This is a genomic window from Leptothrix ochracea, from assembly GCF_041083635.1.
Classification (GTDB): Bacteria; Pseudomonadota; Gammaproteobacteria; order Burkholderiales; family Burkholderiaceae_C; genus Sphaerotilus; species Sphaerotilus ochraceus.
In genome coordinates, this window is record NZ_JBFPHB010000007.1 from 238186 (window position 1) to 264971 (window position 26786).

Consider the following 26786-nt stretch of genomic DNA (forward strand, 5'->3'; position numbering starts at 1 on the left):
GCGATCCGTGAACAGCCAGCCCGTGTTCAGCGGTCAGTGGCACCCGCGTCCGGCCCTTCACTGATGGGGGACGCACGACACACCCGAAAACCAATGTTGTAGTACCTGTAGTCGGGGTGGACGCTGCTGCGAATGGACGCGCGCAGATTCCCCGGAAAGAAGTCCCAGGAGCCGCCGCGCAGCACACGCCAACTGTTCTGATCGTCGGCCTCGGTTGCTGCTGGCTGGTTATCTGGGGTATCGGCCGATGACGTCCATTCCCAGGCGCCACCGGCCGTGTCGTGCAGACCGAAGGGGTTGGCGGCATAACTGCCCACCGGGGCGATGCGGTGCTGATAGCGGGCATCGCAGCCCTCACAGTTGGCCCGAGGCGGTTGGCCCGGCGCTTCCTTCGGCAAGTCCGGCCCCCACCAGAACGCGGCCTCGACACCACCATGGCCGGGGGCGCGGGCGGCGTACTCCCATTCTTCCTCGGTCGGCAGGCGCCAAGGCTGGTCAGTCTGCTGATGCAACCACTGGGTGTAAGCCGTGGCCGCTTGCCAACTGACATTGACAACCGCAAGATTCCCGGGCCGCCAGTTCCAGGCACTGTCCATCACCGGCTGTGCGACGTAGCTGGGCTTGATAGCTCCGGCAGGCGTGGTGCGGCGTTGCTGCCAAATGTAGTAATCGTATTCAGCCAGCGTCACTTCGTACTTGCCGAAAGCGGTGCAGCGATCTTTCTCATTCGCATGCTGTTTTCGGCGCAGATCGACATGGCGCCAAGCTTCGTTCTTGGGGCACTGGATACCGCCTTGGTCATCACGCCCGGGTTTGCAGCCGTAGTCAAATTCGCCGGGTGGAACAGGCTCAGTCTGCGGCATGGGCGCCGAGCGCCAGCCCCAGCGCAGGGCCATCACGGTGTCCCAGCCCTCGTCGGTCTTGAGCCAGCGGGCAATGTCGGCCTGAAACACCATCAGCAGGATCAGCGCCGCGAACAGCGCTAGGCTGCTCCAGCCCAATGCGGCGCGACCACGGGCCATGCGGCGGGCCGCTTGCAGGTAGGTGTTTTCGTCCTGCGTCGCCAGATACTGCACGGCCCGGTAGCGCCGCAGTGTGCCAAGCGCCGGGGCATCGAGCAGCCGGGTGTAGCGGCCCCAGCCCTGCCATTTCTCAGCCTCGTCCCGCAGGTTCTGCCGCAGCAGGTCGCGGTCCTTGTGGGTGGTCAGGTAATCGACCAGTCGGGGCCAGTAGGGCCGGGCCGGATCAGCCGGGCGGCTGCCGGGGCGGCTGCGCAGCAGGGCTTCGTGGATCAGGTCGATGCGGCGGGTGTCGCCGCTGTCCTTGTCGGCAGCGCTGCCGCTGAGGGTGAGCAGGCGCAGGCGGGCGGTCTGGTCGGCGCCGTCCTGGCGCTGGCCGGAGAGTGCGTCAAGCACCTTCTGGCCGCGCGCCAGGTCAGCCGGCGCAAAACCCTGGCCAGCTTGCCGGCAAGCCTGATCCCAGGTGAGCGACTGGCGGGTGTGGCGGCCTTCGGGATGAAAGTGCGCCAGCGCGCTGAGCAGCTCCAGCGCGCCCTTGTGCTGCGGGCTGCCGTCATGGCCTAGGCTGGCGAGCAGGCGGTCAGCCTCGGTGGCGAGGATGCCGCCCAAGCGGCCCAGCGCATCAAAGTCAGCCAGTATCAGCTCGGCCGGGGCGTTGGCCGCACGCCGGCGGTGCCGCCAGAGCGTTTCCATGGCGTGCTGCACCAGTGGCAATGCGGCGGCAGGGTCTTCGGCGGCGTCATCAAGCAGCGCCTGCACCAGATCGGGCTGCACCCGCACGCGGCCCAGCCCGGCCGGCCCGGTGATGGCTTGGCGTAGGCCGCCAGCATCCATCGGCGTCAGCGTGTAGAGGCTGCTCAGCGTGTTGAGCAGACCGGCCAGGTGCGGCAGGTCTTCAGCGATGTGGTGCTGGTAGTCGCTGCGGCAGGTGCTGACGAGGTGCAGCGGGCTGGCCGGGGCGGTAAGGGCGGCGTGCAGCAGCACGTCCAGGCGCTGGCGCGTGGCGACGGGGCTGAGCGTGAATAGCTCCTCGAACTGGTCGATCACCAGCAACACACCACGCGGGTTCTGGCGTTGGCGCGGCGCGTCGCGCAGCCACAGGCGCAAGGTTTCGGGCTCCTGGCCGTCGCGCAGCTTGCGCAGCAGCGTCAGCGACGACTGACCTAGCGCCGGTGCCAGCACCTCAGCCAGCGCGACCAGCGGCTCGGTGCCGGGCAACATCGGCGCGGTGACGATCCATTCGTCCAGCCCGGTGCGGGCTGACAGCTCACCCTGCTCGACGAGCGGCAGCAGCCCGGCGCGCATCAGCGACGATTTGCCCGAGCCGCTGCCGCCGACGATATGCAGCCAGCGGCGGTACGGTGCTGTGCTGCCACTGAGCGTGCCGGAACCGATCGCCCCCGGTGGCTGCCCTTCGACCAGCGCGAGCGATGCAGTATCGGGTGCGCGGCCGAGCAGGTTGAGCGCCGCCCGCACGTCACGTTCGCGGCCAAAGAAGCGCCGTGCCTGCTCTTTCTGAAATGCCGCCAGCCCGACCCACGGGCAGACGTCGGGTGGCAGCAGCGCTTCAGGGGGCAACCCCGGGTTGGCCTGCTCAGCCAACGGGCCGGTCAGGGCATCGAGCAACGCCGGCGGCGGCGGTTCGCCATCGGCCCAGCTCACGCCTTGCAGCAAGCCGAGGAAAGGCAGCGGTACATAGCGCGGCTCGTGCTGGGCCAGACGCTCGACCGGGGCAGTGAGGTGGGCGTGTATGCGCTGGTCATGTCGGTCGCTGTTGGGCGCGCTCGGCGGGTTGGTGGTGATGAACTCGCGGCTCAACCAATCGCGCAGACCGGTGCGTAACCTGGCAGCCAGATCCTCTTCATCGTTGAAAGGGTTGTAGCCCTCGCGCATCGGGCCGTCAGGCGGATTGAACCGATTGATGTATTGGGAGACGGCCATAGCTGCCTTCATCACATCGGGCTTCTTCGACGGCGGCGGGCGCTGATCGTGAAAAACCCAGACTGCCCGCTTGGCGCTCAACCCCTGCTCAATCTCCCACTCTGTGCAATGCCACGGCTCTTTGTGTCCGGTGGGCGGAGGGAAGCGATCCGTAGGCAGGGTGCCGCCCATCGTATTGGCCAGCAAACCGATCACCAGATCGCAATCAGCCGGATCGGCAGCTTGCTTGACCACGTTCTGCTGCGGGTTGCCGCTGCGGTCGCAGATCACCGGCCGCACCGGGTCGTCCCAGCGGCGTAGGTCGAGCCGGACATGGACGTTGTATTGCAGGTCAGCATTGATCTCGTCAACGACGGCGACCACTCGGGCGCGCGCCTCATGCGTATCGGCGCTGGGCGACGCCAGAAAAATCCGCACTACTTGTTGATGACGGCAACTCATACCGATGTGCTCCCCGCAATTTGGCGCGCAGTTTAGCGGCCCGCCTCACCCCTGCTGCGCAATCTCCTCCAGCTTTTCCACCAGCTCCAGCCAGCGCATTTCCAGCGTGGCGATGTCGTCGTCGAGTTGTTTGAGGCGGCGGCCTTGGTCGGCGCGGGTGGTGGCGGTGGTGGTCGGTGAGGCCAGGGCGTTCAGCAATTGGGCGTGTTCGCTTTGCGCCGCGCTGAGTCGCTGCTCGACTTGGGCTTGTTCCTTCTTGAAGGGCTTGGCCAAGTCGCTGAGTTTTTGGCGCGCCAAGGCGGCGGCCTTGCGGTCGAGTTCGGGGGTGGGCGGCGGCGCTGCGGGCGCGGCGGCACTGGCTTTGACGGGGGCGGGTTTGGACTGCGCGTCTTTGGCGGCGCGCGCCGCTTCGCGGCTTTGCTCCATCAGCCAGCGTTGGTAGTCGTCCAAATCGCCATCAAACGGTTCGACCTTGCCGCCAGCCACCAGCCAGAACTCGTCGCAGACTTCGCGCAGCAAGGCGCGGTCGTGGCTGACCAGCATCACGGTGCCTTCAAACTCGTTCAGCGCCATCGAGAGCGCCTCGCGGGTGGTCAAGTCGAGGTGGTTGGTCGGCTCATCGAGCAAGAGCAGGTTGGGGCGTTGCCAGACCAGCATCGCCAGCACCAGTCGGGCTTTTTCGCCGCCCGAGAGGCTGCCCACCGCTTGTTGGACCATGTCGCCGGTGAAGCGGAAGCGGCCGAGGAAGTCGCGCAGTTCTTGCTCACGCGCCTGGGGTGAGACCTCGCGCGCCAAGCGGATCATGTGCGCCAGTGGGCCTTCTTCGGGGCGCAGCACGTCCATTTCTTGCTGCGCAAAGTAGCCAATCGCCAAGCCTTTGCCCTCTTGGATGTGGCCGCCCAGCACCTTTTGGGTCCGCGCCAAGGTTTTCACAAGGGTCGATTTGCCTTGGCCGTTGGCCCCGAGGATGCCGATGCGCTGGCCTGGGAGCACGCTTTTGTTGATGTTGCGCACGATGATCGTGTCGGCCGCGCCGTCTTCACCGTGATAGCCGACGTCGATCTCTTTGAGCGACAGCATCGGGTTGGGCAAGCTCAAAGGCTCGCGGAACTCGAAGGCAAAGTCGGCGCTGGTGAGCACGCGGGCGATCTTCTCCATTCGGTCCAGCGCCTTGACACGGCTTTGCGCTTGCTTGGCTTTGCTGGCTTTGGCTTTGAATCGGTCGATAAAGCGCTGCAACTGCGCGATCTTGTCTTGCTGACGGCCAAACGCCGCTTGCTGCTGCGCCATGCGTTCCGCGCGCATGGTCTCGAACGTGCTGTAGTTGCCGCCGTAGCGCGTGATCTGCGCTTCGTCCAAGTGCAAGGTGACGCGGGTGATGGCGTCGAGGAACTCGCGGTCGTGGCTGATCATGAGCAGCGTGCCTTCGTAGCGCTGCAACCAGGCTTCCAGCCAGACCAAGGCGTCCAAGTCCAAGTGGTTGGTCGGTTCGTCCAGCAGCATCAAATCGGCCGGACACATCAGCGCGCGCGCCAACTGCAAGCGCATGCGCCAGCCGCCCGAGAAGCTGTTCACCGGCGCATCGAGCTGTGCGTTTTTGAAGCCCAGCCCCATCAGCAGCGACTGCGCGCGCGCCTTGGCATCAAAGCTGCCGACTTCGGCCAAGACGGTGTAGGCGTCGGCAATGGCGTGGCCGTCACCCGAGGCTTCCGCCGCCGCCAGCAAGGCGTTGGCTTCCATCAACGGCGTGTCGCCTTCCAGCACGAAGTCGGTCGCGCCTTGCTCGGTTTCGGGCATGTTTTGCGCGACCTCCGCCACCCGCCAGCGCGGCGGCATGGTCACATCGCCCGCATCGGCTTGCAGACGATGGGTGATCAAGGCAAACAGGGACGACTTTCCGGCTCCATTACGGCCGACCAGACTGGCTTTTTCTCCCGGTTGCAGGGTGAAAGAGGCGTTATCGAGCACGACTTTGACGCCGCGACGCAGGGTGATGTTTTTAAGGGTGAGCATGGCGGGGCGGAGTGTAGCGGGCCCGGCCCCGGGGATCGGTTGAAGGATGGCCGTCAGCGCCGCGTGCGGAAGGTTTTGAGGCGGCACCAGAGTTGCCGGCTGATCCAGCCAAGGGTGCCAAGCACCAAGCCGAAGGGGATGAGGTAGGCCAGCGCGGAGATGGCGAGGCCAAACCCATCGGCAAGATTTTTGCCAAAGGAGCGCAAGGCCAGTTTGGCGGGATACCACGCGGAGCGCTGTTCAGAGGAGGTGATATTCAGCTCCAGAAGCTCGGTTTCGACCTTTTGCATCAGGCCGGCTTTCTCGGCTGCGGCTGTTTCAAGATCGCTTTGAACTTGAGCCAGTTCCTTGTTGATCTTGATCAGCGCGTCGATCGGGGCGCCTGTGGTGTGGCGCAGTGCTTCGAGTTTGCTGCGGTAATCCGTCAGCATGGCCAGTTTTTGGGCCGTGTCTTGGATGGGCTTGGATAAGTTCTCGGCCTTGGTGACTTGACTGACGATCTTGCCCTTGAGGACCAAACTGTCGCGCACCGCCTTGACGCCCGCAGCGGTGCTGCGTAGGCGCAACGTGGTTGCGGTGGGGCTCAGCATGTGCTCAGTGTTGATCTCTGAATGCAGGACCATGCATTTCTCGGCCACCGCTTTCAGGCAGGCGGCTTCAGCTTCTTTGTGCAGAGGCACAACACGGTTTTCCTCCACAACCACATTCACCTGATGCTCATAGGCCATCAGTTCACCGGAATCCTCCGAGCGAATCGCTTGGCGTGGACCGCTGGAAGCCGCTGACGTGTCTTCAGAAGGTCGGCTGCAAGCGGTCATGACCAAGCAGATCCCAATCAGCGTGAGGACGTTTTTCATGGGGGTTTTGAAAAAGGATGGAGGATCTCAAAAACATCCTAGCCCATTGCTTTGGGGGATCCTTGGCTCGGAAGGATGGGGTTACGTTTTGAGAGGTGTGATCTACTCAATTTTGGTCAAGACCAATGGAGCGAGTTCGCCATGAGCACCACCGACATCCAAGCTGCTGAGAAGGGCCAAACACCGTGGTCGGTGGTGGCGTATGGGCCACAAGCCAGTGCCTTGTTGAGAGATTTCGAGCCGAGCTTGGGAGCGTTTGTGGCGCATGTGGTCGAGCTGTTTTATCGCCGCTTGATGACCAAGCCCGAGGCGGCGAAAGTGCTGCATCTGCTCACACCGTCTGAGATGGTGCATCTGCGCGAGGGTCAGCGGCGGCATCTGGAGGCGATTCTGGCGCCGGATTTGACCGCCGAGGAGCACCACCGGATCGCTGTGAGCGTGGGCATGCGTCACGTGAATGTCGGCTTGTCACTGGGGATGCTGAGCGATGCTTCGCTGCTCTATGCCCAAACCATCGGTGAAGGTTTGGTGGCTGAAGATCCTGCGGTTTTGCAGAGCCATCTGCCCTTGCATTTGGTGCTCAACCAGCGCTTTCAACACGATCTGATCGGTCAGCTCGATGCTTTTGCACAGTGGGAACACGCCCGCTTGGCCTTGCTGGAAGACGTGGTGATGCTCGGGTACGAGGCCAGTCATGTGCTGGATTACGTCCAACAGGTGCTGGCCACGGTGCACGATCAAGGTGAGATTGCGGGGGTGGCGCTGGGCGGCATTCGCAACGGCACCTATCGCCACTTGCTGGCCACAGGGCAGGTGCTGTACGACGCTGAGGGGGGCGTCTACCCAACGGTGGCGGCCCCTTACTTGCAACAAGCGTGGTTTGACGAAAAGCCGCTGATCATTCCCAGCGTGGCACAGACCGATGTGTTGACGCCTGAGCTGCAAGCCGAGTGCGAGCGCCTAGGGGCCCGCTCGATGGGCTTGTGGCCGACCCGCAGCGCTCAAGGGGCCCCGGATGCCTGTTTGTTTGTCTTCAGCCGCTGGCCGGGCCACTTTGCCAACCCGACTCAGCAGCGCTACTGGCAGCGGCTGGCCGATCAAATCGGCATGACCATGGAAGGGCTGGCGCGTCACGGTGGCAAGCGACGCCATCGGTTGAGCGACGGCCTGCATTACCGCCACTTGCTGGCCCAAGGGCGCGTCAAGATGCATTACCAGCCCATCGTGGATCCACGCCAACAACGGGTGGTGAAGGTTGAGGCGCTGGCACGGCTGCAAAACGGCGCTGGCGACGATGCCAGCATCATCTCGCCCGATAAGTTTTTGGCGGCCTTCGGTGCGACGCAGTTGCTCGATCTGTTTGAGGCCACCTTGGCCAAGAGCATCGAAGACATGGCGCGGCCCGAGTTGGCGGGGGTGCATGCCAGCGTGAATTTGCCCACCGAAGTGATGCGCCAAACCGACTGGCTGCTCAGCCTGCCCGAGCGTGTGGCGCGTCTGGGGGGCGACCCGCAACGCATCGGCTTTGAGATCATCGAATCAGCCCTGACTGACGACCCGTTGATGCTCGACGCCTTGCGGGCCCTGCGTGACGCTGGCTTCTCGATCCTGCTTGACGACGTGGGTTCGGGGGAGTCTTCGCTGCTGCGGCTGGCGACCTTGCCGATCACGGGCATCAAGATTGATCAGAGCTTTGTGCGCCCGCTGCAAAGCAACTTCGACAAGCTCGATTTCATCCTGACCTTGGCCCTGCTGGCCGAACAGCGCGGCTTGGACTGTGTGGCCGAAGGGGTCGAAACGGCCGGGATCTACGACATGCTCGGCAGCCTCGACCGGCTCTTGCTTCAGGGCTACGCCATCGCCCGGCCGATGCGCGCTGCCGATCTTGGGGCGTGGATGGCCACTTTTGAGCGTCGGCCAGCACCGATCTTTCCCAACTCCTTGCACGGCTGGTACAGTCGCCACGTGGCGCGCTTGTTTGTGATGCGCCAAGCGCTGACGACCCTGAGCGATGTGATCGACGTGAGTTCCCTGTCGGACGCCACCTGTTGCCCATTGCACACCATCCTTGCCCGCTTGGGCGGGGATGAGGCGCTGGAGGCGGAGCACATCGCATGGCACCGCGACTACGCGTGCTTCACCACCATGGCTCGGGAAGCTGCGGGTCGAGACGATGGGCGTGACCAGTTGCGCTTGGCCATGGACGCCTCCAAACAACGCCTGCGGCGCTTGGTGCAGAGCAAGGTGTGAGCGCCACGAGAGCCGCATCCCCGCATCCCCTCCACCGATCCATGGGGGTTATCCGAGCGCATCCAACAAATCGGATTCAAACGCCAGTTGTTGGCGGTTGTGTTGCAGGGCCGCGCCGTTGATGAGGAAGGTGTCTTCGACCCGTTCGCCCAAGGTGATGACTTTGGCCAGTTGCAGGTTGATGTCATGCTGCGCCAAGACCCGGGCGATGGCGTAGAGCAGGCCGGAGCGGTCGCTGGCCGAGACCGAAAGCAACCAGCGTTGGGCTTTTTCGTCGGGACGCAGTTGGATGCGTGGGGCCACGGGGAACGATTTGACCCGGCGCGAGAGCCGCCCGCGTGAGGGCAGGGGCAGGGGGCCGTCCTGATCGAGTCCTTCGGCCATCTGGTGTTCGACCAAATGGATCAAGTCGCGGTAAGCGTAATCGACCAAATGCGTGGCGATGACTTGGAAAGTGTCCAAGGCGTAGCCGGCGCGGGTGGTGTGGATGCGGGCATCCAAGATGCTGAACTGCGCGCTGTCGAAATAGCCGCAGATCCGGGCGAACAGATCGGGGCGGTCTGGGGCGTAGACCAGCACCTGCAAGCCTTCCCCCACGGGGGAGACGCGGGCGCTCACCAGCGGCTGCGTGGTTTGGGCCTTGCGCTTGATGGCGCGGGCGTGCCAAGCGATCTCGCCGCTGTCGTGGCGGGTGAAATAGTTCAGATCCAGCGTGGACCAGAGCGCTTCTTCGCTGCCCGGCAGCACCGAATGCAGGGCCAGCATCTGCCGCGCTTCGAGTTTGCGGGTTTCAACGTCCGCTGCGCCGTTGGGGCGTTCACCGCCCAGCGCGCGCAGGGTGGCGCGGTACAGGTCTTCGAGCAGCTTGCCCTTCCATGCGTTCCAGACCTTGGGGCTGGTGCCTCGGATGTCGCAGACCGTGAGCAGATAAAGCGCGGTCAGACGACGTGGGTCTTGCATCCGCTTGGCAAAAGCGTCGATCACTTCGGGGTCGGAGAGATCTTCCTTCTGCGCCACGTGTGAGAAGGTCAGGTGCTCGCGCACCAAGAATTCGATCAAGCGGGCGTCTTCGCGTTCGATCGCATGGTCGCGGCAAAAACGGCGCACTTCGACCGCACCCAGCTCGGAGTGATCGCCCCCTCGGCCTTTGGCCACGTCGTGAAAGAGTGCGGCCACAAACAGGATCCACGGTTGATCCCAATGGGCCGCCAAGTTCGAGCAAAAAGGGTACTCGTGGGTGTGCTCGGGCACAAAGAAGCGCCGCATGTTGCGCAGCACCATCAAGATGTGCTGATCCACGGTGTAGACGTGGAACAAGTCGTGCTGCATCTGGCCGACGATGCGCCGGAAGACCCACAGATAGCGCCCCAAGACCGAGGTTTCGTTCATCAGCCGGAAAGCGTGCGTTTGGCCTCTGGGCTGACGCAAGATCGCCATGAAGGTGGCGCGGTTGACTGGATCGATGCGAAAGGCGTGATTCATCATGCCCCGGGCGTTGTAGAGCGCGCGCAGGGTGCGGGTCGAAAATCCGGTGATGCCCACTTGTTGCTGGAACACCAAGAAGGTCTGCAAGATGGCATGCGGATCTCGTTGGTAAAGATCATCGCTGGCCACTTCCAGCAAGCCCGCCCGATCAAAGAAGCGCGCATCGATGGGGCGCATCGGCGCGTTTTGCGCCCCAAGCACGCGTTCTTCAATGTTTTGCAGCAACAGGCCGTTGAGTTGGTTGACGGCTTTGGCGGCCCAGTAATAGCGCCGCATCAGCGCCTCGCTGGCGCGCTGCTTGAGGGTCGAGGTGTAGCCGAACGTCTCGGCCACAGCGGTTTGCAAATCGAAGATCAAACGGTCTTCGCGACGCCCCGCCACGATGTGCAAGCGCGCCCGAATCAGTTTGAGCAACCCTTCGTTGCGCTGGAGTTGCTGCGCCTCAAAGCGACTGATCAGGCCCTTGCCGGCCATCTCGGACCAAGAACGGCCCAACCCGGCGGCATGGGCGATCCAGCGCAGCACCTGCACGTCGCGCAAGCCGCCCGGGCTTTCTTTGCAGTTGGGCTCCAAGGCGTAAGGGGTGTCTTCGAATTTGATGTGGCGTTGCCGCAGCTCCAGCGTCTTGGCCCGCAAAAAAGCGGCCGGCTGGATGCTGGCTCGTGTGCATTGGCGGAATTGGTCGTACACCCGCCGCGTGCCGCACAGACGACGGCTTTCGAGCAAGGCGGTCTGAACGGTGATGTCAGCTTGCGCTTCGGTCAGGCATTCACTCACGGTTCGAACCGATGAGCCCAATTCCAACCCCACATCCCAGCAAGCCGTGATAAAGCCTTCGAGCACGGCTTTCATGGGGTCATCGTCATCGACGGGGCGCTCACCTTGTTCCGGCAACAAGATCAGCACATCGACGTCAGAGTAGGGGAACAGTTCCCCTCGTCCGTAGCCCCCCACGGCCACCAACGCGGCACCTCGGGGCATCTGGCTTTCCACCCAAAGCCGTTGCAACGTGGTGTCGGCCAAACGGCTGATGCGGCGTACCAGTCGTTCAGCCGCAGCTGCTTGGGCCGGTCCTTGGCGAAACTGCTCGATCAGCGCGGCGCGGCCTTCACGCCATTGCCGGCGCAGCTCCGGGATACCCAAGGGTGCGGCCACCATGCTCAGGACTTGGCTTTGGCAAAGGGTGGGATGGGAGGGCTGCCCGCCGACAAAGTGAGCACTTCAAACCCGACATCGGTGACCACCACGGTGTGTTCCCACTGCGCGGAGAGCGAGCGGTCTTTGGTGATGATGGTCCAGCCATCGCCCGAATCTTTGATCTCACGCTTGCCCGCGTTGATCATGGGTTCGATGGTGAAGACCATGCCTGGGCGCAACAGTTCGCCCGTGCCCGCTTTGCCGTAATGCAGCACTTGGGGGTCTTCGTGGAATTCAAGGCCGATACCGTGGCCGCAGAACTCACGCACCACGGACAGGCCATTGCCTTCAGCAAAGCGCTGAATCGCTTGACCAATGTCGCCCAGTCGCGCACCCGGTTTGACCTGCATGATGCCGTGCCACATGGCCTCATGGGTCAAGGCGCACAGGCGCTTGGCGGCGATGGAAACGCTTTTGCCCACGGCAAACATGCGGCTGGTGTCACCGTGCCAGCCATCCTTGATGGTGGTGATGTCCACGTTGATGACCTCCCCATCTTTGAGCGCCCGGTCGCTGGGGATGCCGTGGCAGACCTGATGGTTGATCGAGGTGCAGATCGATTTGGGATAAGGCGCATAGCCCGGTGGGGCGTAGTTGAGCGGCGCCGGAATGCACTGCTGGACGTTCACCATGTAGTCGTGACAGAGCTTGTCCAACTCGTTGGTGGTCACGCCGGGTTTAACAAAGGGTTCCAGATAGTCAAGAACCTCGGAGGCCAGACGGCAAGCGATGCGCATGCCTTCAATGTCTGAAGCGGATTTGATCGTGATCGACATAGGGGCGGATTATCCTCATTTGCCCGTAACATCCGTGCTGCGAGCCTTTTGATACGGGTCTTATCTCTTCATCCAAGCTTCATCAAAGCATGTTTTCACACGTCACTTCACGCTTGTCACGCCGATCACGCTTGTCGCTGCTGTTGTGCGGTGTTGGCTTGGCCTTGGGTTCAGGGTTGGTCGTCGGGCAGACCGTGGTCCCCCCTTCGGCCAGCGATGATTTTTCGGTGGGGTTGGAGCTTTTCAAGGCCGGCAAGATGGCCCGCGCGGCCGGTAAGTTCAGGCAGAGTTTGGCGGTGGATGCCAACAACGCTCAAGCCCAATTTTATTTGGCGGAGAGCTATGAAGCCTTGAAGCAAAGCGATAAGGCGCGTCAGGCTTACCAGCAAGCGGTTGTGCTGGCGCCCAGTTCTGAGGCCGCCGCCTGGGCTCGTCAGCGTTTGGCCGGTGATAAGTCATCGGTCGTCCCCGTCGTTCCACGCCCCCCAGCACCGGCGGCTTCTGCCTTGGCAACACCGGCAGCGCGGGTTGTCGTCCCTGCTGTGGCTCCTTCTCCCGTGGCCGCTTCGGCGGTGGTTCCGCCGCTACCCGCTTCTGCACCACTGGCACCGGCACCTGTATCAGCACCGGCATCAGCACCGGTATCAGCACCGGTATCAGCACCGGTATCAGCACCGGCATCGGCGCTGCCCATAGCACCGGCCCCCGTTGCCGCCGCGCCCATACCGGCGGCCGGCACGGTTTTTCGGGACTGCGTGAGCTGCCCGGAGATGGTGGTGGTGCCTGCCGGCTCCTTCACCATGGGCTCATCGGCCTCAGAGACAGGGCTCTATGAGAGCGAGACCCCGGCACACAAGGTGGTGCTGGCCCATCCCTTTGCCGTGGGCAAGTTTGAGATCACCTTCGAGGAATGGAACGTCTGCGTGGCCGAGCATGCTTGTCGCCCGGCTTGGGATGGCGGTTGGGGCGAGGGGCGACGGCCCGTGATTCATATCAATTACGAGCAAGCGGTGGGCTACACCGAGTGGCTCTCAGAGAAATCCGGCAAGGTGTATCGCCTCTTGACGGAAGCTGAGTGGGAATACGCGGCTCGGGCGGGCACCGACAAGTTGCGCTATTGGGGTAACTCGACTGAGCGCGCTTGTTTGTTTGCCAATGTGGCCGATCAAAGCGCCCGTCAAAAACACCCCGACTGGGCAGAAACCTTTGACTGTGATGATGCTTTCGCTCAAACCGCACCGGTTGGCAGCTATCGACCCAATGCCTTTGGCCTTTACGACATGCTGGGCAATGTGTGGGAATGGGTGGATGACTGCTATCACGCCACGTATCAAGGCGCGCCGGTGGACGGCAGCCCCCGGCTGGCGCTGGATTGCCCCTTGCGTCTTTACCGGGGGGGCAGCTGGTACGGCTTCCCCAAAGAAGTCCGCACCGCTTTGCGCATCAAGTCGGTGCCGACCTTCAGCAACGACGACCTGGGCTTGCGTGTCGCCCGTTCGTTGCCCTAACACGCCGTCATGATCCCGCCGGTGGTGGTACCTTGGGCCAGCCGTGGAGCGTCCACAGGCTCATGCCGCCAATCACGTAGCGCACATGCTTGTAACCGCGCTCCCAAAGGGCCTCGGCGATCATGCGTGAGCGGTTTTGGGTGTTGCACATCAGCAAGACCGGTTGATCCGTGGGGATTTCAGCCAAGCGAGCGTTGATCTGACTCATGGGCAACAGCCGCGCCCCAGCGGCCACCCCGGTCGCGTGTTCAAAGGGTTCGCGCAGGTCAAAGACGGCAATGCGACCTTCTTCCAACGTGGCACGTGCGGTTTCTAAATCAACGGTCTGGCCGTTGTCAGCTTGAGCCCAAGGCGTGGTGTTCAGGGGGGTGTTCATCGTGACGTGGGTGGGGTGTTTTTCATCAACGCCATGGCGGTGCCGATCAGCCCTGAGACCTCGCTCATGTTGCCCGGCACGATCATGGTGTTGTTCTTCTGCGCGAGCTGCGCGTAGGCCTCAACGGCTTTTTCAGCAACTTTGAGTTGCACGGCTTGGCTGCCGCCGGGCTGCTCAATGGCTTGGGCGATCTTGCGGATCGCGTCAGCGGTGGCGTCAGCCACGGCCAAAATGGCGGCGGCTTCGCCTTGGGCCTTGTTGATCTGAGCCTGTTTTTCACCTTCAGAGCGAGCGATGAAGGATTCGCGCTCGCCGGTGGCGATGTTGATCTGCTCTTGCTTGCGGCCTTCAGACGCCGCGATCAGGGCGCGCTTTTCGCGCTCAGCCGTGATTTGCTGCTGCATGGCGTGCAAGATCTCTTTGGGCGGCGTCAAGTCCTTGATCTCATAGCGCAGCACCTTCACGCCCCAGTTCAAGGCGGCGTCGTCGAGCGCATTGACCACCGAGGCGTTGATGGCCTCGCGCTCTTCAAAGGTTTTATCCAGCTCCATCTTGCCGATCACGCTGCGCAGGGTGGTTTGAGCCAGCTGGGTGATGGCTATCACGTAGTTGGCCGAACCGTAGCTGGCCAGACGTGGATCGGTGACTTGGAAGTAGAGGATGCCGTCCACTTGCAGCTGAGTGTTGTCACGCGTGATGCAGACTTGGCTGGGCACGTCCAGCGCAATTTCCTTGAGCGTGTGCTGGTAGGCGAGCCGATCCACAAAGGGCACCAAGAAGTTCAGTCCGGGTGCGAGCACGGCGTGGTATTTGCCAAGGCGCTCCACCACCCAAGCGTGCTGCTGGGGCACGACCTTGAGTGAGCGGGCGATGAAAACCACCGCGATGAAGAGGATGACGAGGGCAATGGGGTCCATGAGAGGGGCTTCTTGGGTATCGGTGTTGTGATTGGTGTTGTGGTCAGTGTTGTTGTGGTTCGAGGATCAGCGTGTTGCCGTCCAAAGCTTGGATCACATGCGCTCCGGGCGCAGGCGTTGCGTCACTTTGTGGATACCGTGCGGACCACAGCGTGCCCCGGTAGTGAACGCGGGCCGTACCGTCAGACTGCCACTGATCGACGTGGACGAGCTGACCAACATCAAGGTTGAGCTGAGTCGATGGCGTGGAGGGCCGGGACCGAAGCCCATGCCAAGCCAGAACCGCACTGCCGCCGATGCCTGCGGCCAACAAGGTTTGCATCAAGCTCCCCGCGCCAAGGTACGCACCCACACCCGCTGCCACGCAACCCAAGGCCAACATCAGCAGGTAGAAGGTGCCACTTAACAGCTCCAAAGCGACCATCAGGCCAGCGACCAGCCACCATCCCACACTGCCATCCATCGTGCCGTTCATGTTGCCCTCCAAGTTCTTTGATCCACGAACAGTGTAAGGGGCCGGGTTTGTCACTTGATGGCTCTACACTGCGCGAACTTTTTACGCTTTATCCCCAAGGCAGTCATGCAGCCGTTTCACTTTCCAATCGTCATCATTGACGAAGACTTCCGTTCCGAAAACACCTCGGGTTTGGGTATCCGAGCCTTGGCGCAGGCCATCGAGAAAGAAGGGATGGAGATCCTTGGTGTGACCAGTTATGGCGATCTTTCGCAGTTTGCCCAGCAGCAAAGCCGCGCTGGGGCGTTCATCTTGTCCATCGACGATGAAGAGTTCACGCCCGGGCCTGAGCAAGATCCTGCCATCGTCAAGCTGCGTAACTTCATCGCCGAAATCCGCTTCCGTAATGCTGAAATTCCGATCTACCTCTATGGCGAAACACGCACCTCGCAACACATCACCAACGACATCTTGCGCGAGCTCCACGGCTTCATCCACATGTTTGAGGACACGCCCGAATTCGTGGCGCGTCACATCATCCGTGAAACCCGCAGCTACCTCGACTCGCTGGCCCCACCGTTCTTCCGGGCGCTTTTGGGCTATGCAGCCGATGGCTCCTATTCGTGGCACTGCCCAGGACACTCGGGCGGCGTGGCCTTCCTGAAGAGCCCGATCGGGCAGATGTTTCACCAGTTCTTCGGTGAAAACATGCTGCGCGCTGACGTCTGCAACGCGGTCGAAGAACTCGGCCAGCTGCTTGACCACACCGGCCCGGTGGCGGCCTCGGAGCGCAACGCCGCGCGCATCTTCAACGCCGATCACTGTTACTTCGTCACCAACGGCACCTCGACGTCGAACAAGATGGTCTGGCACCACACGGTGGCGCCGAACGATGTGGTGCTGGTGGACCGCAACTGCCACAAGTCGATCCTGCACGCGATCATCATGACCGGGGCGATCCCAGTGTTCTTGACGCCGACGCGCAATCACTTCGGCATCATCGGCCCGATCCCCGAGAGCGAATTCACCCGCGAATCGATCGAGCGCAAGATCCGCGCCCATCCGCTCTTGGAAGGTGTGGACCCGACAACCATCAAGCCGCGCATCCTCACCGTGACGCAGAGCACCTACGACGGTGTGCTCTACAACGCTGAAACCATCACCCGCATGATGGACGGCTGGGTCGAGGCGGTCCATTTTGACGAAGCTTGGTTGCCGCACGCCGCCTTCCACCGCTTCTATTCGAAGTACCACGCCATGGGCAAGGGCCGCGAGCGGGCGGCTGAATCGCTGGTCTACGCCACCCAAAGCACGCACAAACTGTTGGCCGGTTTGAGTCAAGCCTCCCAAGTGCTGGTGCAGGACTCCAAGGGCCGCAAGCTGGACCGCAGCCTCTTTAACGAGGCCTACTTGATGCACAGCTCCACCAGCCCGCAGTACGCCATCATTGCTTCGTGCGATGTGGCCGCCGCGATGATGGAGCCCCCAGGTGGCACCGCCTTGGTGGAAGAAAGCCTGAAGGAATCGTTGGCCTTCCGCCGTGCCATGCGCAAGGTGGACAAAGAATTCGGCAAAGACTGGTGGTTCAAGGTCTGGGGCCCGGACAAGCTGGCGACCGATGGCATCGGCAAGCCCGAAGACTGGACCCTCAAGACCAACGACAAGTGGCACGGTTTTGGCGGCTTGGCGACCGGCTTCAACATGCTCGACCCGATCAAATGCACCTTGATCACCCCGGGGCTGGACGTGTCGGGCAAGTTCGCCAAGACCGGTATTCCGGCCGCCATCGTGACCAAGTTCTTGGCCGAGCATGGCGTGGTGGTGGAAAAGACCGGGCTGTACTCGTTCTTCATCCTGTTCACCATCGGTATCACCAAGGGCCGCTGGAACACGCTGCTCACGGCCTTGCAGCAGTTCAAGGACGACTACGACCGCAATGCATCCATGTGGCGCATCCTGCCCGAGTTCTGCCAAGCCCATCCGCAATACGAAAAGATGGGCCTGAAGGATCTCTGCCAGACCATGCACGAGGCCTATGCCAAGGGTGATATCGCGCGGCTCACCACCGAGATGTACCTCTCTGATCTGCAACCGGCCATGAAGCCCAGCGATGCCTTTGCCCACATCGCTCGCCGCACCACCGAGCGGGTTGATATCGACGCCCTTGAAGGTCGCATCACCACCTCGCTGCTGACGCCGTATCCACCGGGCATCCCGCTGTTGATCCCGGGGGAACGCTTCAACAAGAAGATCGTGGACTACCTGCGTTTTGCCCGCGAGTTCAACCAACACTTCCCCGGCTTCCATACCGATGTGCACGGTTTGGTCGAGGAAAACTTGGGCAACGGCACGAGCCGCTACTATGTGGACTGTGTGGCGTAAGACCGACACTGGATCTCGGGGCAAATACTCTGTTTTGTGGAGAGGCTTGCGCAATAATGGCGCGCTTTCTTCACGACAGATTAAAGGGCAACCCCGTGATTCATTCTCAATTCATTCGCACGGCTATTTTCTCGGCGTTTCTGGGCCTGGCTTGGTCCGCTCAAGCGGCTGAGCCAGCGGTCGCTGCGGCTTCGGCGGCGGCGCCTGCTTCGGCAGCTTCCGGTGGGCATCGTCACCACCATCGCACCGACGTCAAAGCGCATGCTGCTGAACATGTGGCCAGCGGCGCTCACGCGGCTCACGCGATGCACCATGCCCATTGGGAATATGTCAATGCGCATGAAACGGGCCCGGGCCATTGGGGTGATCTGGACCACGCTTTTGAGGAATGCTCCAAGGGCGTGCATCAAAGCCCGGTGAACATCGATAAGACGGTCAAGGCCGCTTTGCCGGCGCTGGAATTCAGCTACAGCAGCATCGCTCCGGTGATCTTGAACAACGGTCACACCGTGCAAGTTAATTTGCCGTCAGGACAAAAGCTGAAGGTCGGCGATCAGAGCTACGAGCTGCTGCAATTCCACTTCCACACCCCCAGCGAAGAGGCCATTTCGAACAAGCACGCCCCGATGGTGGCGCACTTCGTGCACAAGAACGCTGATGGCAAGCTCGGCGTGGTGGCTTTGTTGATCGATATCGGCAAGGAGCCCTCAGCCCTTGATGCGGTGTTTGACCACCTGCCGCGCCCTGGCGAAAAGATCACGGTGGATGATCTGAGCTTGGATCTGGCCGCAGCGCTGCCGAAGGGCTTGGGGTACTACAACCTCGAAGGCTCGCTGACCACGCCGCCGTGCAGCGAAGGCGTCAACTGGATGATCCTGAAGGAACATGCCACGCTGACCCGCGCTCACGTGCGGGCCTTCCAACACATTTTCCACGCCAACGCACGTCCGACCCAGCCGGTCAATGACCGTGTCATCAAAGAGTCGCTCTGATTCTTGATGAATCTTGCATCCCTGCCGAGTTAGCTGGTGCCTCACAACCTCAAGGTCACGTATCGCGAGGCGGGGCAGGGTGATGAGGTGCTCGTGCTGTTGCACGGCTTTCTCTGCGATGCGCGGTGCTGGCGGCCCCAGCTAACTGGCCTATCGCAGAATCGCCGGGTGGTGGCTTGGGATGCTCCCGGCGCGGGTGGGTCTGAGGATCCCCCCGCGCCGTTCACTTTGGTCGATTGGAGTCATGCCCTTGCGGCTTTTCTGGATCGCATCGGGGTTGAGCGGGCGCATTTTCTGGGGCTGTCTTGGGGTGGGGTGTTGGCGCAAGTGTTTTGCCAGCTCTATGCGCAGCGTGTGCGAGGGCTGATCTTGGCCGACACCTACGCCGGTTGGCGGGGGTCACTGCCGGCTGAGACGTGTCGCTTGCGCTTGGTCCGCTGTGAAGCGGATGCATCGTTACCGCCGCAGGCCATGGCGGCCCGTTGGACGCCAGAGATGTCCATCGCCCAACACATGCACGCGCAGATACCGCACGCCCGGCTTGTCGTTCTGGCGCAGGCGGGACACCTCAGTCCTATGGAGTGCCCCGAAGCCTTTAACGCCGAAGTGCATGCCTTCCTGTGCTTATGAATCCCATGAACCTGTTTGTCTGTTGGCCACGTTGTGCAAGCACCCGTATCGGGTTCATCGTTCTGATGTTGGGGCTGCTCGAAGCTTGTGTGATGGTCCCGAGTTCCAAGCCGTACTACGACGCGGATTGCCACGTCACTTCGAAGCAGTTTGAGCTTGAGCCCGTGATGCTCGAAGGTATGCAGCACTGCCATGGCGAGGATTGCGCCGCCTTGTTGGCCGCGACGGGGATTGTGGCTGCGGCCTCAGCGGTGATCTCTGGCAGCATCATGGTGCTGGGCAATGTGGCGTATTGGCTAGAACGGCAAGAACACTGCAAACGGAGTTGAATCGTGATTGCCAAAACCCTTTTCTGGACCTTGTTGTTGGGCCTGATCGCCAGTTTTGCGTGGCATTACCACGATGCCCCGCTGATTCAGCGCTGGATTCATCCGCCACCCCCCGTGGTGAGTGAGGAGCGCACTTGGCGAGATGAGGCTGCTGAGCGTCCTCAAGCCGTGCAGCCTGGAGCGGCGCCGGGGCGTATCGCCGCTACCGCCGCCACCGCCGCCACCGCCGCCACCGCCAAAGGGGGCCTGCGCAAATGCCGTCAAGGTTCGACCGTCATCTATACCGACGATGCCTGCCCTGCTGGCATGCAGGAACTCAGTTTGAGTGGCACGGTCACGGTGCTCAAGGATCAGCGCAAGCTGGTCGAGCAAGCCAAGAAGGTGAGCCCCCCCGGCACGGAGACCGCCTCGCCCGGAGGGGGTCCGTCACCCGAAGGGGATAAGTTGCCCTTGGGTGAAGATCCGGTGCTGCGTGCTAAGCGCATGGAGCAGATCATCGACCGTTGAAGACACCGATTGATCTGGAACAGGCTCAACCGGGGTGATGCCTGTAAGCTACGTGGCCGCGCAGCATCCGACATGGAAAAGCCTGCGGTCGTTTCTTTTAAAAATACTTCGTCCATCCATGAAGACTTCTTATACCGCTGTTGGCGTCTCGTCTCTGCTGGCCTCTCTTTTGTTGGCCGTTCCCGCTTGTTGGGCTCAATCGACGCCGACGACCTTGCCGGCCGCTCGCGTGGCTCAGCAGCAGACCGCCGCCCCGACTGAAAAGCCGACCGTCACGACGCCGACGCCAGACGTGCGCAAGTGGTCATTTTCATGGGGCTGGAACCGCGAACAGTATTCCAGCAGCGATATTCATTTCCAAGGCGCAGGTCACGACTTCACGCTGGCCAATGTTCAAGCCAACGACCGTCAGGCAGAGCTGACCTTGGCCAATATCTTTCAGACCTACCTCAATCCGCTGCGCATCACGATTCCGCAGACCAACGTGCGTTTGGCCTATCAGTACGCGGATAACACCGCCATCGCGATCAATCTGGACCACATGAAATACGTGATGGCCACCGATCAACTGGTGGGCATCTCGGGCGCGATCAACGGCGTGGCGCAGTCGGGCAATCAAGTGCTGACCACCAACTTTCTGACCTATGAGCACACCGATGGCTTGAATGTGCTCTCGGTCGAGTGGGAAAAGCAAAAGCCGGTGAACTGGTTGGGCGCGACCCAACATGCTCGCGTGTTCGGCTTGGTCGGCGGCGGTATTGTGGTGCCGAAGAGCAATGTCGAGTTGGGGGTGATGGGTCGGCCGCGTAACGACCAATTCCACCTGGCCGGCTACAGCGCCCACATCGGTGCAGGTTTTGAAGCCGACTTCTTGAAGCGCTTCTTTGTGCGCACCACGGCCAAGATGGGCTATGTCGATCTGCCGGATGTCTGGACCAGTGCGCAAAACGACAAAGCCTCGCAGACGTTCGACTACAAAGAAATCATCTTCGCAGTGGGCGCCCGGTTTTAAGAAAAACTTCCGGGTCTGGGGCGAAAGCGGCGTGCAAGGGTAAAAGCGCGCCGCCCAGCGCCCGAGCATCGCTGCCGATGGTGCCAGCGTGCAGGGTGGGGCGGGTCACGCCCTCCCAGCTGTGCGCATCCAAGGCCTTTTGGGTGTGAGCGATCAATTCAGCCAGCAAGGCGCGGTTGAAAACACCGTCCAAGATCACATGCTCTAGGTCGAGCAGACAAGCCGCGTTGGCGATGCTCAGCGCGATGGCCTGAGCGGCTTCGCCCAGCCAGCGCTCGGTCAACGCCAGCCAAGGAGCTTGCAAGGCGCGCTCGTCCAGCGCCGCTTCGACCACCAAGCCCGCAGCTGAAAATAGGCGTTGCAAATTCAGCAGGGATGCCTGACTCAGGACCTGCGCGGGGGCCGGACCGGTCGGTTGTGCCGCATGCAGCGGCATCGAACCCACCGCGCCCGCGTTGCCGCTGGTGCCGCTGTGAACGTGGCTATCGATGACCAAGCCACCGCCGATGAAGGTATCGACGAAAAGGTAGAGAAAACTCTTCAGCCTGTGACCCCGGCCGGCGACCAGTTCGGCGGTGCAGGCCGCAGCGGTGTCTTTGAGCAGATGCACCGGCAGGTCAAGGGTGCGCACCGCTGGCAAGGCCTGGATGCGGCTGTACAGATCCATCTCGTTCCAAGCTTGGGCTTGTTCTGCGGGCACGTCCAGCAGCGCTTGCCAGCCGCCCAGCGATAGCGGTGCGGCCACGCCGACGCCGGTGAGACGATCCGCCGCGTCGGCATGGATGTGCTGCATGAAGGCGACCACCTCGCTGACCATCGCTTGTAGATCGTCAAAAAGCACCCGTGGATCGGGGAAGGCATAGCTGCGCTCGAAGCGTTGGCGCACGTTGCCGGTGAAATCGATCAGCAGCACGTCCATGCTGCGTCGGCCAATCTTGATGCCGATGGCAAAAGCGCCGTCTGGGTTGAGCGCAATCGGCACCGAAGGCTGGCCGATGCGACCCCGCAAGGGCGCGCACTTGATCAGCAGCTGATCATCGAGCAGTTTATTGACGATCAGTGAAACGGTCTGGGTGCTCAGGTGCGTCAGCCGTGCCAGATCAGCCTTGGGCAAATCGCCGTGCAGGCGAATGGCATGCAGCACCACGCGCTCGTTGTATTGGCGCATCCCTACGTGGTTGGAGCCTCGGGGACGGATCTGGAGAGGGTGGACTGCTGAATGCATCATGGATCGAGGGTTTCGCCGAGGACACCCTTTTTGAGAAGGACATTGCCGTAGGGTTGCAGTTCACCCGTGAGGACGATGGCAAACGCACGGCGGACCCGATCATAAAAGGCGAAACGCTCCACGGCCTCGCACTGTTCGGTCTTGGCATGACCTTCACGCACCAACCACTCGACCACGTCACGTTGTTGGCGACTGCGATAACCCTCGGGCTGACCGCACACGTGCATATACGCCACAGGCTGAGTCACCGCCGTATCCAAGGGCAGCAGACTGAGGACCGCCTGCACGGTGCGCGCCACCCCCGCACCGGGCAGGTGGATCAGTGGTTTGCGCTGGCCGTCCGCACCCATACGCAGGCTGGCTGCGGTGAAGTTGGCGTCAGCGATGACGATCTCGTCACCGTGCCCCATCTCGGCCAGCACCTTGAGCAGATCAGGGGTCAGCAGCGAATCAATGCCTTTGAGCATGGCTTGGTCTCCAAAGTGGCCAGCGTGGGGGGTCAATGCGCGAGGCAGTCGGCCGGAATCTGCTCAGGCGCCATGGCCCCGGTCATCACGGCCACGGTGTCGCTCATGCTGATTCTTTTCGGATTCAGCACCGCCGCACGCCGACCCAAGCGGGCCACATGGATGCGGTCGGCGATCTCAAAAACGTGCGGCATGTTGTGGCTGATCAGGATCACCGCCAAGCCCTTGTCACGCACCCGGCGAATCAGCTCCAGCACCATGTTGCCTTCCTTGACCCCCAGTGCAGCGGTGGGCTCGTCAAGAATCACCACGTGCTCGGCAAAGGCGGCTGCACGCGCGACCGCCACGCATTGGCGCTGCCCCCCCGATAAGGTCTCGACCGCTTGATTCATCGAGCGGATGCCGACCTTCAAGTCATTCATGCGTTCGATGCTGATGTCGAGCATGCGTTGCTTGTCGAGGCGCCGAAACAGGCTGCCAGCCAAGCCGGGGCGGCGTAGTTCGCGACCCAAAAAGAGGTTTTCAGCGATGGTCATGGCTGGCGCCACGGCCAGATCTTGGTAAACCGTTTCGATGCCTTTGCGCCGCGCATCGATCGGGCTTTTGAAATGCACGGGCTCACCGTCGAGCCGGATCTGGCCTTCATCGGGAATGGTGGCGCCCGACAGTGCCTTGATCAGGCTGGATTTGCCCGCGCCGTTGTCGCCGATCACGGCCAGGATTTCACCAGCGCGCAGCTCAAAGTCAACCCCGTCCAGCGCGGTGACTTGGCCGTAGCGTTTCACCAAGCCTTGGGCTTGCATGACGATTCGGTTCGAAGCCATCAGCGGCCTCCCTTGCGTGAAAGTTGATCCACCGCCACAGCCACGATCACCAAGATGCCGGTGATGAGCACCTGATACACCGAGGACACGCCCATCAAGGTCAGGCCGTTGCGCAACACACCGACCACGATGGCTCCGGCCAGCGAGCCCAGCACCACACCGCGTCCACCAAACAGACTGGTGCCACCCAACACCACGGCAGTGATGGCATCGAGGTTTTCGGTCTGACCACCGTTCGGATCGCCCACGCCGGTGCGGGCCACCGTCAGCAGTGAAGCCAAGCCGTAGAAAAGCCCGGCAAGCACGTAGACCCCCAGCAGCACGCGCTCGGTGGGGATACCGACCAAGCGGGTGGCTTCGGGGTTGTTGCCCACGGCGTAGACATGCCGGCCCGAGGCGGTGTCGCGCAGCCAGTACCACGTGCCCAGATAGAGCAACACCATCAGCACCGTGCCGTAGGCGATCGGGGTGCTGCCAAGCAAGAAGGTGTTGCCCAGCCAAGTCATGCTCTCGGGCACATCGGTCACCGTCTGAGCGCCGGAATAGAGCTGGGTGATGGCAAAAGCGATGTTGAAGGTGCCCAGCGTGACGATGAAGGGCGGCAACTTGATGCGGGTCACCAGCAAGCCGTTGACCAAACCAAACAGCATCGTGACGGTCAAACCGCAAAACACCGCCACCGGCACAGGCAAGCCGAGTTCGGTGGCGAATTTGGTCATGACGATGCTCCCTAGCGCCATGACCATGCCGCACGACAGGTCGATACCCGCCGTGAGGATGATGAGCGTTTGCCCGATGGCGATGACGCCGACCACCATGACCTGTTGCAAGATCAGGGCGAAGTTCGCGCCGCTGAAGAAGTTATCGGTCGTCAGACCGAAGACCACGCAGGCGATGGCCAAGGCGATGAAGGGCCCGAGCTGACTCAGTGGCGGTAACTTGTCCTTGAAGGCGGTCATGGTGGTCATCCTTGATGATTACTTCTTGCCCCAGCACAGATCGGTGCCGGTCTTCACATCTTTGCTATCCACGCCCGCGACCGCTTTGCCAGCGATCAGGGTCACGCCGGTATCGACATAGCCGCTGGCTTTCTTGCCGCCTTTGGCGTAGTCCACGCCAGCGGCCACACCCATCGAGGCCATCTTCAGCGGGTATTGCTGTGATGTCGCAGCGATCACGCCCTTGCCGACGTCCGCAATACCAGCGCAGCCACCGTCCACCGAGACGATCAGCACGCCTTTTTCCTTGCCGGCTTTCTTGAGGGCGTTGTACGCGCCCGCCGCAGCGGGTTCATTGATGGTGTAGACCACGTTGATGGCCGCGTCCTTTTGCAGGCAGTTCTCCATCGCGGTCTGGCCCTTGGCTTGGTTGCCGTCGGTATCCGCCGCACACACGGTTTCAGGCGTGCTGGACAGTTCGTTCGACTTGGCGTCAAAGGCTTTCAGGCCGAAACCAGACATGAAACCGTTGTGGCGTTGCGCGCCCACCGGGTGGCCGGGGAAGAGGTCCAGCATGGCGATCTTGGCCGGTTTACCGCCCAGCGAAGCCTTGGCGTATTGACCAATCAGCACACCAGCTTGGTAGTTGTTGGTGGCAAAGAGGGCGTCGGCGCCTTCAAAGGGGCTGTCCAAGGCGATGACTTGCACGCCCTTGGCTTGGGCCTTTTTGACGGCTGGGATGATGGCGTCGCCGCTGGAGGTGATCAGGAGGGTCTTGGCGCCGGCGGTGACCATGTTTTCAATCGCGTTGATTTGCGAAGCGGTGTCGCCGTCCTTCTTGCCCGACGCCGTCATGAGCTTGGCCCCCAGCTTTTTGGCCTCCGCCTGCGCACCTTCCTTCATCTTGACGAAGAAGGGGTTGGTGTCGGTCTTGGTGATCAGGCCAATGACGATCTTGTCTTCGGCCTGAGCCGGGCCCGCCATCAGGGTCATGCAGGCGAGGGTGGCGGCAGCGAGGCTGAGGTTCAGGTGCTTCATGGTGTCTCCGTGAGGATGCAGGGGGTGGGACCGGGCGAAGGCCGGCGTGGTGAGGCCACGGACCGAATGCTAGTCTTCTCATTTAATAAATCAATGAGATTGATTTAGTGCTTTCCCTAGTGCATTCGCACCAAGGTGATGCCACCATCCGCATCAACCCATGCCCACCCCCGTCCTTTCAGGAGCAACAGTGCACCCGAACCCCAACCCTTTATCGATGTCGTTGCCCGTGGTGATCTGCGGCGAGTCGCTCTTGGATGTTTTTCAAGAACGCATCACCCCGGCGGGGCTGGCGCTGGATGCGGTGGTGGGGGGCTCACCCTTGAACGTGGCCGTGGGTGTGGCGCGACTGGGGCGGCCGACCATTTTTCTCGGGCCGATCTCGCGCGACTTTCTGGGCGAGCGTATCGATCAAGCCATCCGCGCCGAAGGCATCGACCCTTGCGGTTTGGTGCCCTGTGATGCACCGACCACCCTGAGCCTGATCGGGTTGGACGCCCACGGCGTGCCCAGCTATCGCTTTTACGGCCACGGTGGGGCCGATCGGCAACTGCATGCCAAGGATCTGGCCCGCCTGCCCAAAAAGGTGGCGGCCTTGCACTTCGGTTCTTATGCCTGCGTGGTCGAGCCCATCGGCACGACGATCCGCCAGTTGGTCCAAGAGCGCTTTACGAGCACCGTGATCGCCTATGACCCCAACATCCGCCTGAACGTCGAACCGGATATCGAGGTCTGGCGCGCCACGGTGCGCTGGATGAGCTACCGCACCCATCTGCTCAAACTCAGCGACGAGGATTTCGCGCTGCTTTACCCCAACACCTCGCCCGCCGAACAAGCTGCGGTTTGGCGGGCTGCCGGGGTGCGCTTGGTGGTGCTGACCCAGGGGGGCCAAGGCGCCCAAGCCTGGTGCGCAGCGGGCCACTGCGAGGTGCGCTCGCCCAGCGTCACGGTGGCGGATACCGTCGGCGCAGGGGACACCTTCCAAGCCGCCACCCTGGTTGCCTTGGCTGAACTTGGCCTCTTGACGCCAGAAGGCCTTGGCCAGCTCAGCCTCGAAACCTGTCAGACCCTCCTCAGCTTCGCCGCCCAAGCCGCCGCCATCACCTGCACCCGCCGTGGCCCTGATCTACCAAGGCGCGGGGAGTTTCCCTCGCTTGTTTGAGGCACGACCGATACCGTTAAACGGTGTCTTTGTGAAGCAGGTT

General features: G+C 62.0%; 22 protein-coding genes. 9 read left to right on the forward strand and 13 right to left on the reverse strand.

Annotation, left to right across the window (positions count from 1 at the left end; all coding sequences use genetic code 11):
• Nucleotides 1-26: 26 nt before the first annotated feature.
• From AB3X39_RS04020 to AB3X39_RS04030, 3 genes are read right to left on the reverse strand one after another with little or no spacing between them, the layout of a single operon-like run.
• Nucleotides 27-3401, reverse strand: a complete 3375-nt coding sequence (locus AB3X39_RS04020) for a formylglycine-generating enzyme family protein (protein ID WP_369416059.1) — start codon at nt 3399-3401, stop codon at nt 27-29.
• Nucleotides 3402-3446: 45 nt separating this feature from the next.
• Complete coding sequence (locus AB3X39_RS04025) at nt 3447-5414, reverse strand: ABC-F family ATP-binding cassette domain-containing protein (RefSeq protein ID WP_369416060.1); 1968 nt, start codon at nt 5412-5414, stop codon at nt 3447-3449.
• A 53-nt stretch (nt 5415-5467) separates the two neighbouring features.
• A complete protein-coding gene (locus AB3X39_RS04030) occupies nt 5468-6271 on the reverse strand; it encodes a DUF4349 domain-containing protein (RefSeq protein ID WP_369416061.1) in 804 nt (267 codons plus the stop codon).
• A gap of 141 nt (nt 6272-6412) precedes the next feature.
• Here AB3X39_RS04030 and AB3X39_RS04035 point away from each other — a divergent pair, with 141 nt between their 5' ends.
• Entirely contained in the window at nt 6413-8521 is a 2109-nt protein-coding gene (locus tag AB3X39_RS04035; protein WP_369416062.1) for an EAL domain-containing protein, read from the forward strand.
• Between the two features lie 48 nt (nt 8522-8569).
• Here the strand turns inward: AB3X39_RS04035 and AB3X39_RS04040 are convergent, their stop codons facing one another.
• Together AB3X39_RS04040 and map are read right to left on the reverse strand one after the other, a co-directional pair.
• Complete coding sequence (locus AB3X39_RS04040) at nt 8570-11164, reverse strand: [protein-PII] uridylyltransferase (RefSeq protein WP_369416063.1); 2595 nt, start codon at nt 11162-11164, stop codon at nt 8570-8572.
• 2 nt (nt 11165-11166) lie between these two features.
• Entirely contained in the window at nt 11167-11979 is an 813-nt protein-coding gene (map, locus tag AB3X39_RS04045) for a type I methionyl aminopeptidase (protein ID WP_369416064.1), read from the reverse strand.
• Nucleotides 11980-12068: 89 nt separating this feature from the next.
• Between map and AB3X39_RS04050 the strand changes: the two genes are divergently transcribed.
• Nucleotides 12069-13487, forward strand: coding sequence for an SUMF1/EgtB/PvdO family nonheme iron enzyme (locus AB3X39_RS04050; protein ID WP_369416065.1), 1419 nt, complete (start codon nt 12069-12071; stop codon nt 13485-13487).
• Nucleotides 13488-13494: 7 nt separating this feature from the next.
• Here the strand turns inward: AB3X39_RS04050 and AB3X39_RS04055 are convergent, their stop codons facing one another.
• From AB3X39_RS04055 to AB3X39_RS04065, 3 genes are read right to left on the reverse strand one after another with little or no spacing between them, the layout of a single operon-like run.
• Nucleotides 13495-13863, reverse strand: coding sequence for a rhodanese-like domain-containing protein (locus AB3X39_RS04055; protein WP_369416066.1), 369 nt, complete (start codon nt 13861-13863; stop codon nt 13495-13497).
• Nucleotides 13860-14780: an SPFH domain-containing protein gene (locus tag AB3X39_RS04060; protein WP_369416067.1), complete on the reverse strand. Its 921-nt coding sequence runs from the start codon at nt 14778-14780 to the stop codon at nt 13860-13862. Before AB3X39_RS04060 ends, AB3X39_RS04055 begins: the two co-directional genes overlap by 4 nt.
• A 43-nt stretch (nt 14781-14823) precedes the next feature.
• Nucleotides 14824-15255: an NfeD family protein gene (locus AB3X39_RS04065; RefSeq protein WP_369416068.1), complete on the reverse strand. Its 432-nt coding sequence runs from the start codon at nt 15253-15255 to the stop codon at nt 14824-14826.
• A 105-nt stretch (nt 15256-15360) separates the two neighbouring features.
• Between AB3X39_RS04065 and AB3X39_RS04070 the strand changes: the two genes are divergently transcribed.
• From AB3X39_RS04070 to AB3X39_RS04095, 6 genes are all read left to right on the forward strand, one after another.
• Nucleotides 15361-17616, forward strand: coding sequence for an Orn/Lys/Arg family decarboxylase (locus AB3X39_RS04070; protein ID WP_369416069.1), 2256 nt, complete (start codon nt 15361-15363; stop codon nt 17614-17616).
• A gap of 95 nt (nt 17617-17711) precedes the next feature.
• Nucleotides 17712-18608 carry a carbonic anhydrase gene (locus AB3X39_RS04075; protein ID WP_369416070.1) on the forward strand — a complete coding sequence of 299 codons (897 nt, stop codon included), beginning with the start codon at nt 17712-17714 and terminating at the stop codon, nt 18606-18608.
• A gap of 36 nt (nt 18609-18644) precedes the next feature.
• A complete protein-coding gene (locus AB3X39_RS04080; RefSeq protein WP_369416071.1) occupies nt 18645-19238 on the forward strand; it encodes an alpha/beta fold hydrolase in 594 nt (197 codons plus the stop codon).
• Between the two features lie 5 nt (nt 19239-19243).
• The gene (locus tag AB3X39_RS04085) at nt 19244-19567 is read left to right on the forward strand and encodes a hypothetical protein (protein WP_369416072.1); all 324 of its coding nucleotides are present in this window, start codon (nt 19244-19246) and stop codon (nt 19565-19567) included.
• Between the two features lie 3 nt (nt 19568-19570).
• Nucleotides 19571-20074: a hypothetical protein gene (locus tag AB3X39_RS04090; RefSeq protein WP_369416073.1), complete on the forward strand. Its 504-nt coding sequence runs from the start codon at nt 19571-19573 to the stop codon at nt 20072-20074.
• 118 nt (nt 20075-20192) lie between these two features.
• A complete protein-coding gene (locus AB3X39_RS04095; protein WP_369416074.1) occupies nt 20193-21086 on the forward strand; it encodes a hypothetical protein in 894 nt (297 codons plus the stop codon).
• Here AB3X39_RS04095 and AB3X39_RS04100 read toward each other — a convergent pair.
• The 5 genes from AB3X39_RS04100 to AB3X39_RS04120 are packed head-to-tail and all read right to left on the reverse strand — an operon-like array spanning nt 21058 to nt 25581.
• Nucleotides 21058-22314, reverse strand: coding sequence for an ROK family transcriptional regulator (locus AB3X39_RS04100; RefSeq protein WP_369416075.1), 1257 nt, complete (start codon nt 22312-22314; stop codon nt 21058-21060). The genes AB3X39_RS04095 and AB3X39_RS04100 overlap by 29 nt on opposite strands.
• Complete coding sequence (locus AB3X39_RS04105; RefSeq protein ID WP_369416076.1) at nt 22311-22781, reverse strand: RbsD/FucU family protein; 471 nt, start codon at nt 22779-22781, stop codon at nt 22311-22313. The genes AB3X39_RS04100 and AB3X39_RS04105 overlap by 4 nt, the downstream gene beginning before the upstream one ends.
• 32 nt (nt 22782-22813) lie before the next feature.
• Nucleotides 22814-23605 carry an ATP-binding cassette domain-containing protein gene (locus AB3X39_RS04110; protein WP_369416077.1) on the reverse strand — a complete coding sequence of 264 codons (792 nt, stop codon included), beginning with the start codon at nt 23603-23605 and terminating at the stop codon, nt 22814-22816.
• Nucleotides 23605-24564: an ABC transporter permease gene (locus AB3X39_RS04115; RefSeq protein ID WP_369416079.1), complete on the reverse strand. Its 960-nt coding sequence runs from the start codon at nt 24562-24564 to the stop codon at nt 23605-23607. The genes AB3X39_RS04110 and AB3X39_RS04115 overlap by 1 nt, the downstream gene beginning before the upstream one ends.
• An 18-nt stretch (nt 24565-24582) precedes the next feature.
• On the reverse strand, nt 24583-25581 hold the full coding sequence (locus tag AB3X39_RS04120) for a sugar ABC transporter substrate-binding protein (protein WP_407069303.1): 999 nt from the start codon (nt 25579-25581) through the stop codon (nt 24583-24585).
• 160 nt (nt 25582-25741) lie between these two features.
• On the opposite strand from AB3X39_RS04120, the gene AB3X39_RS04125 reads away from it, so the two are divergent.
• Nucleotides 25742-26743 carry a carbohydrate kinase family protein gene (locus AB3X39_RS04125; RefSeq protein ID WP_369416080.1) on the forward strand — a complete coding sequence of 334 codons (1002 nt, stop codon included), beginning with the start codon at nt 25742-25744 and terminating at the stop codon, nt 26741-26743.
• The last annotated feature ends 43 nt before the right edge of the window (nt 26744-26786 follow it).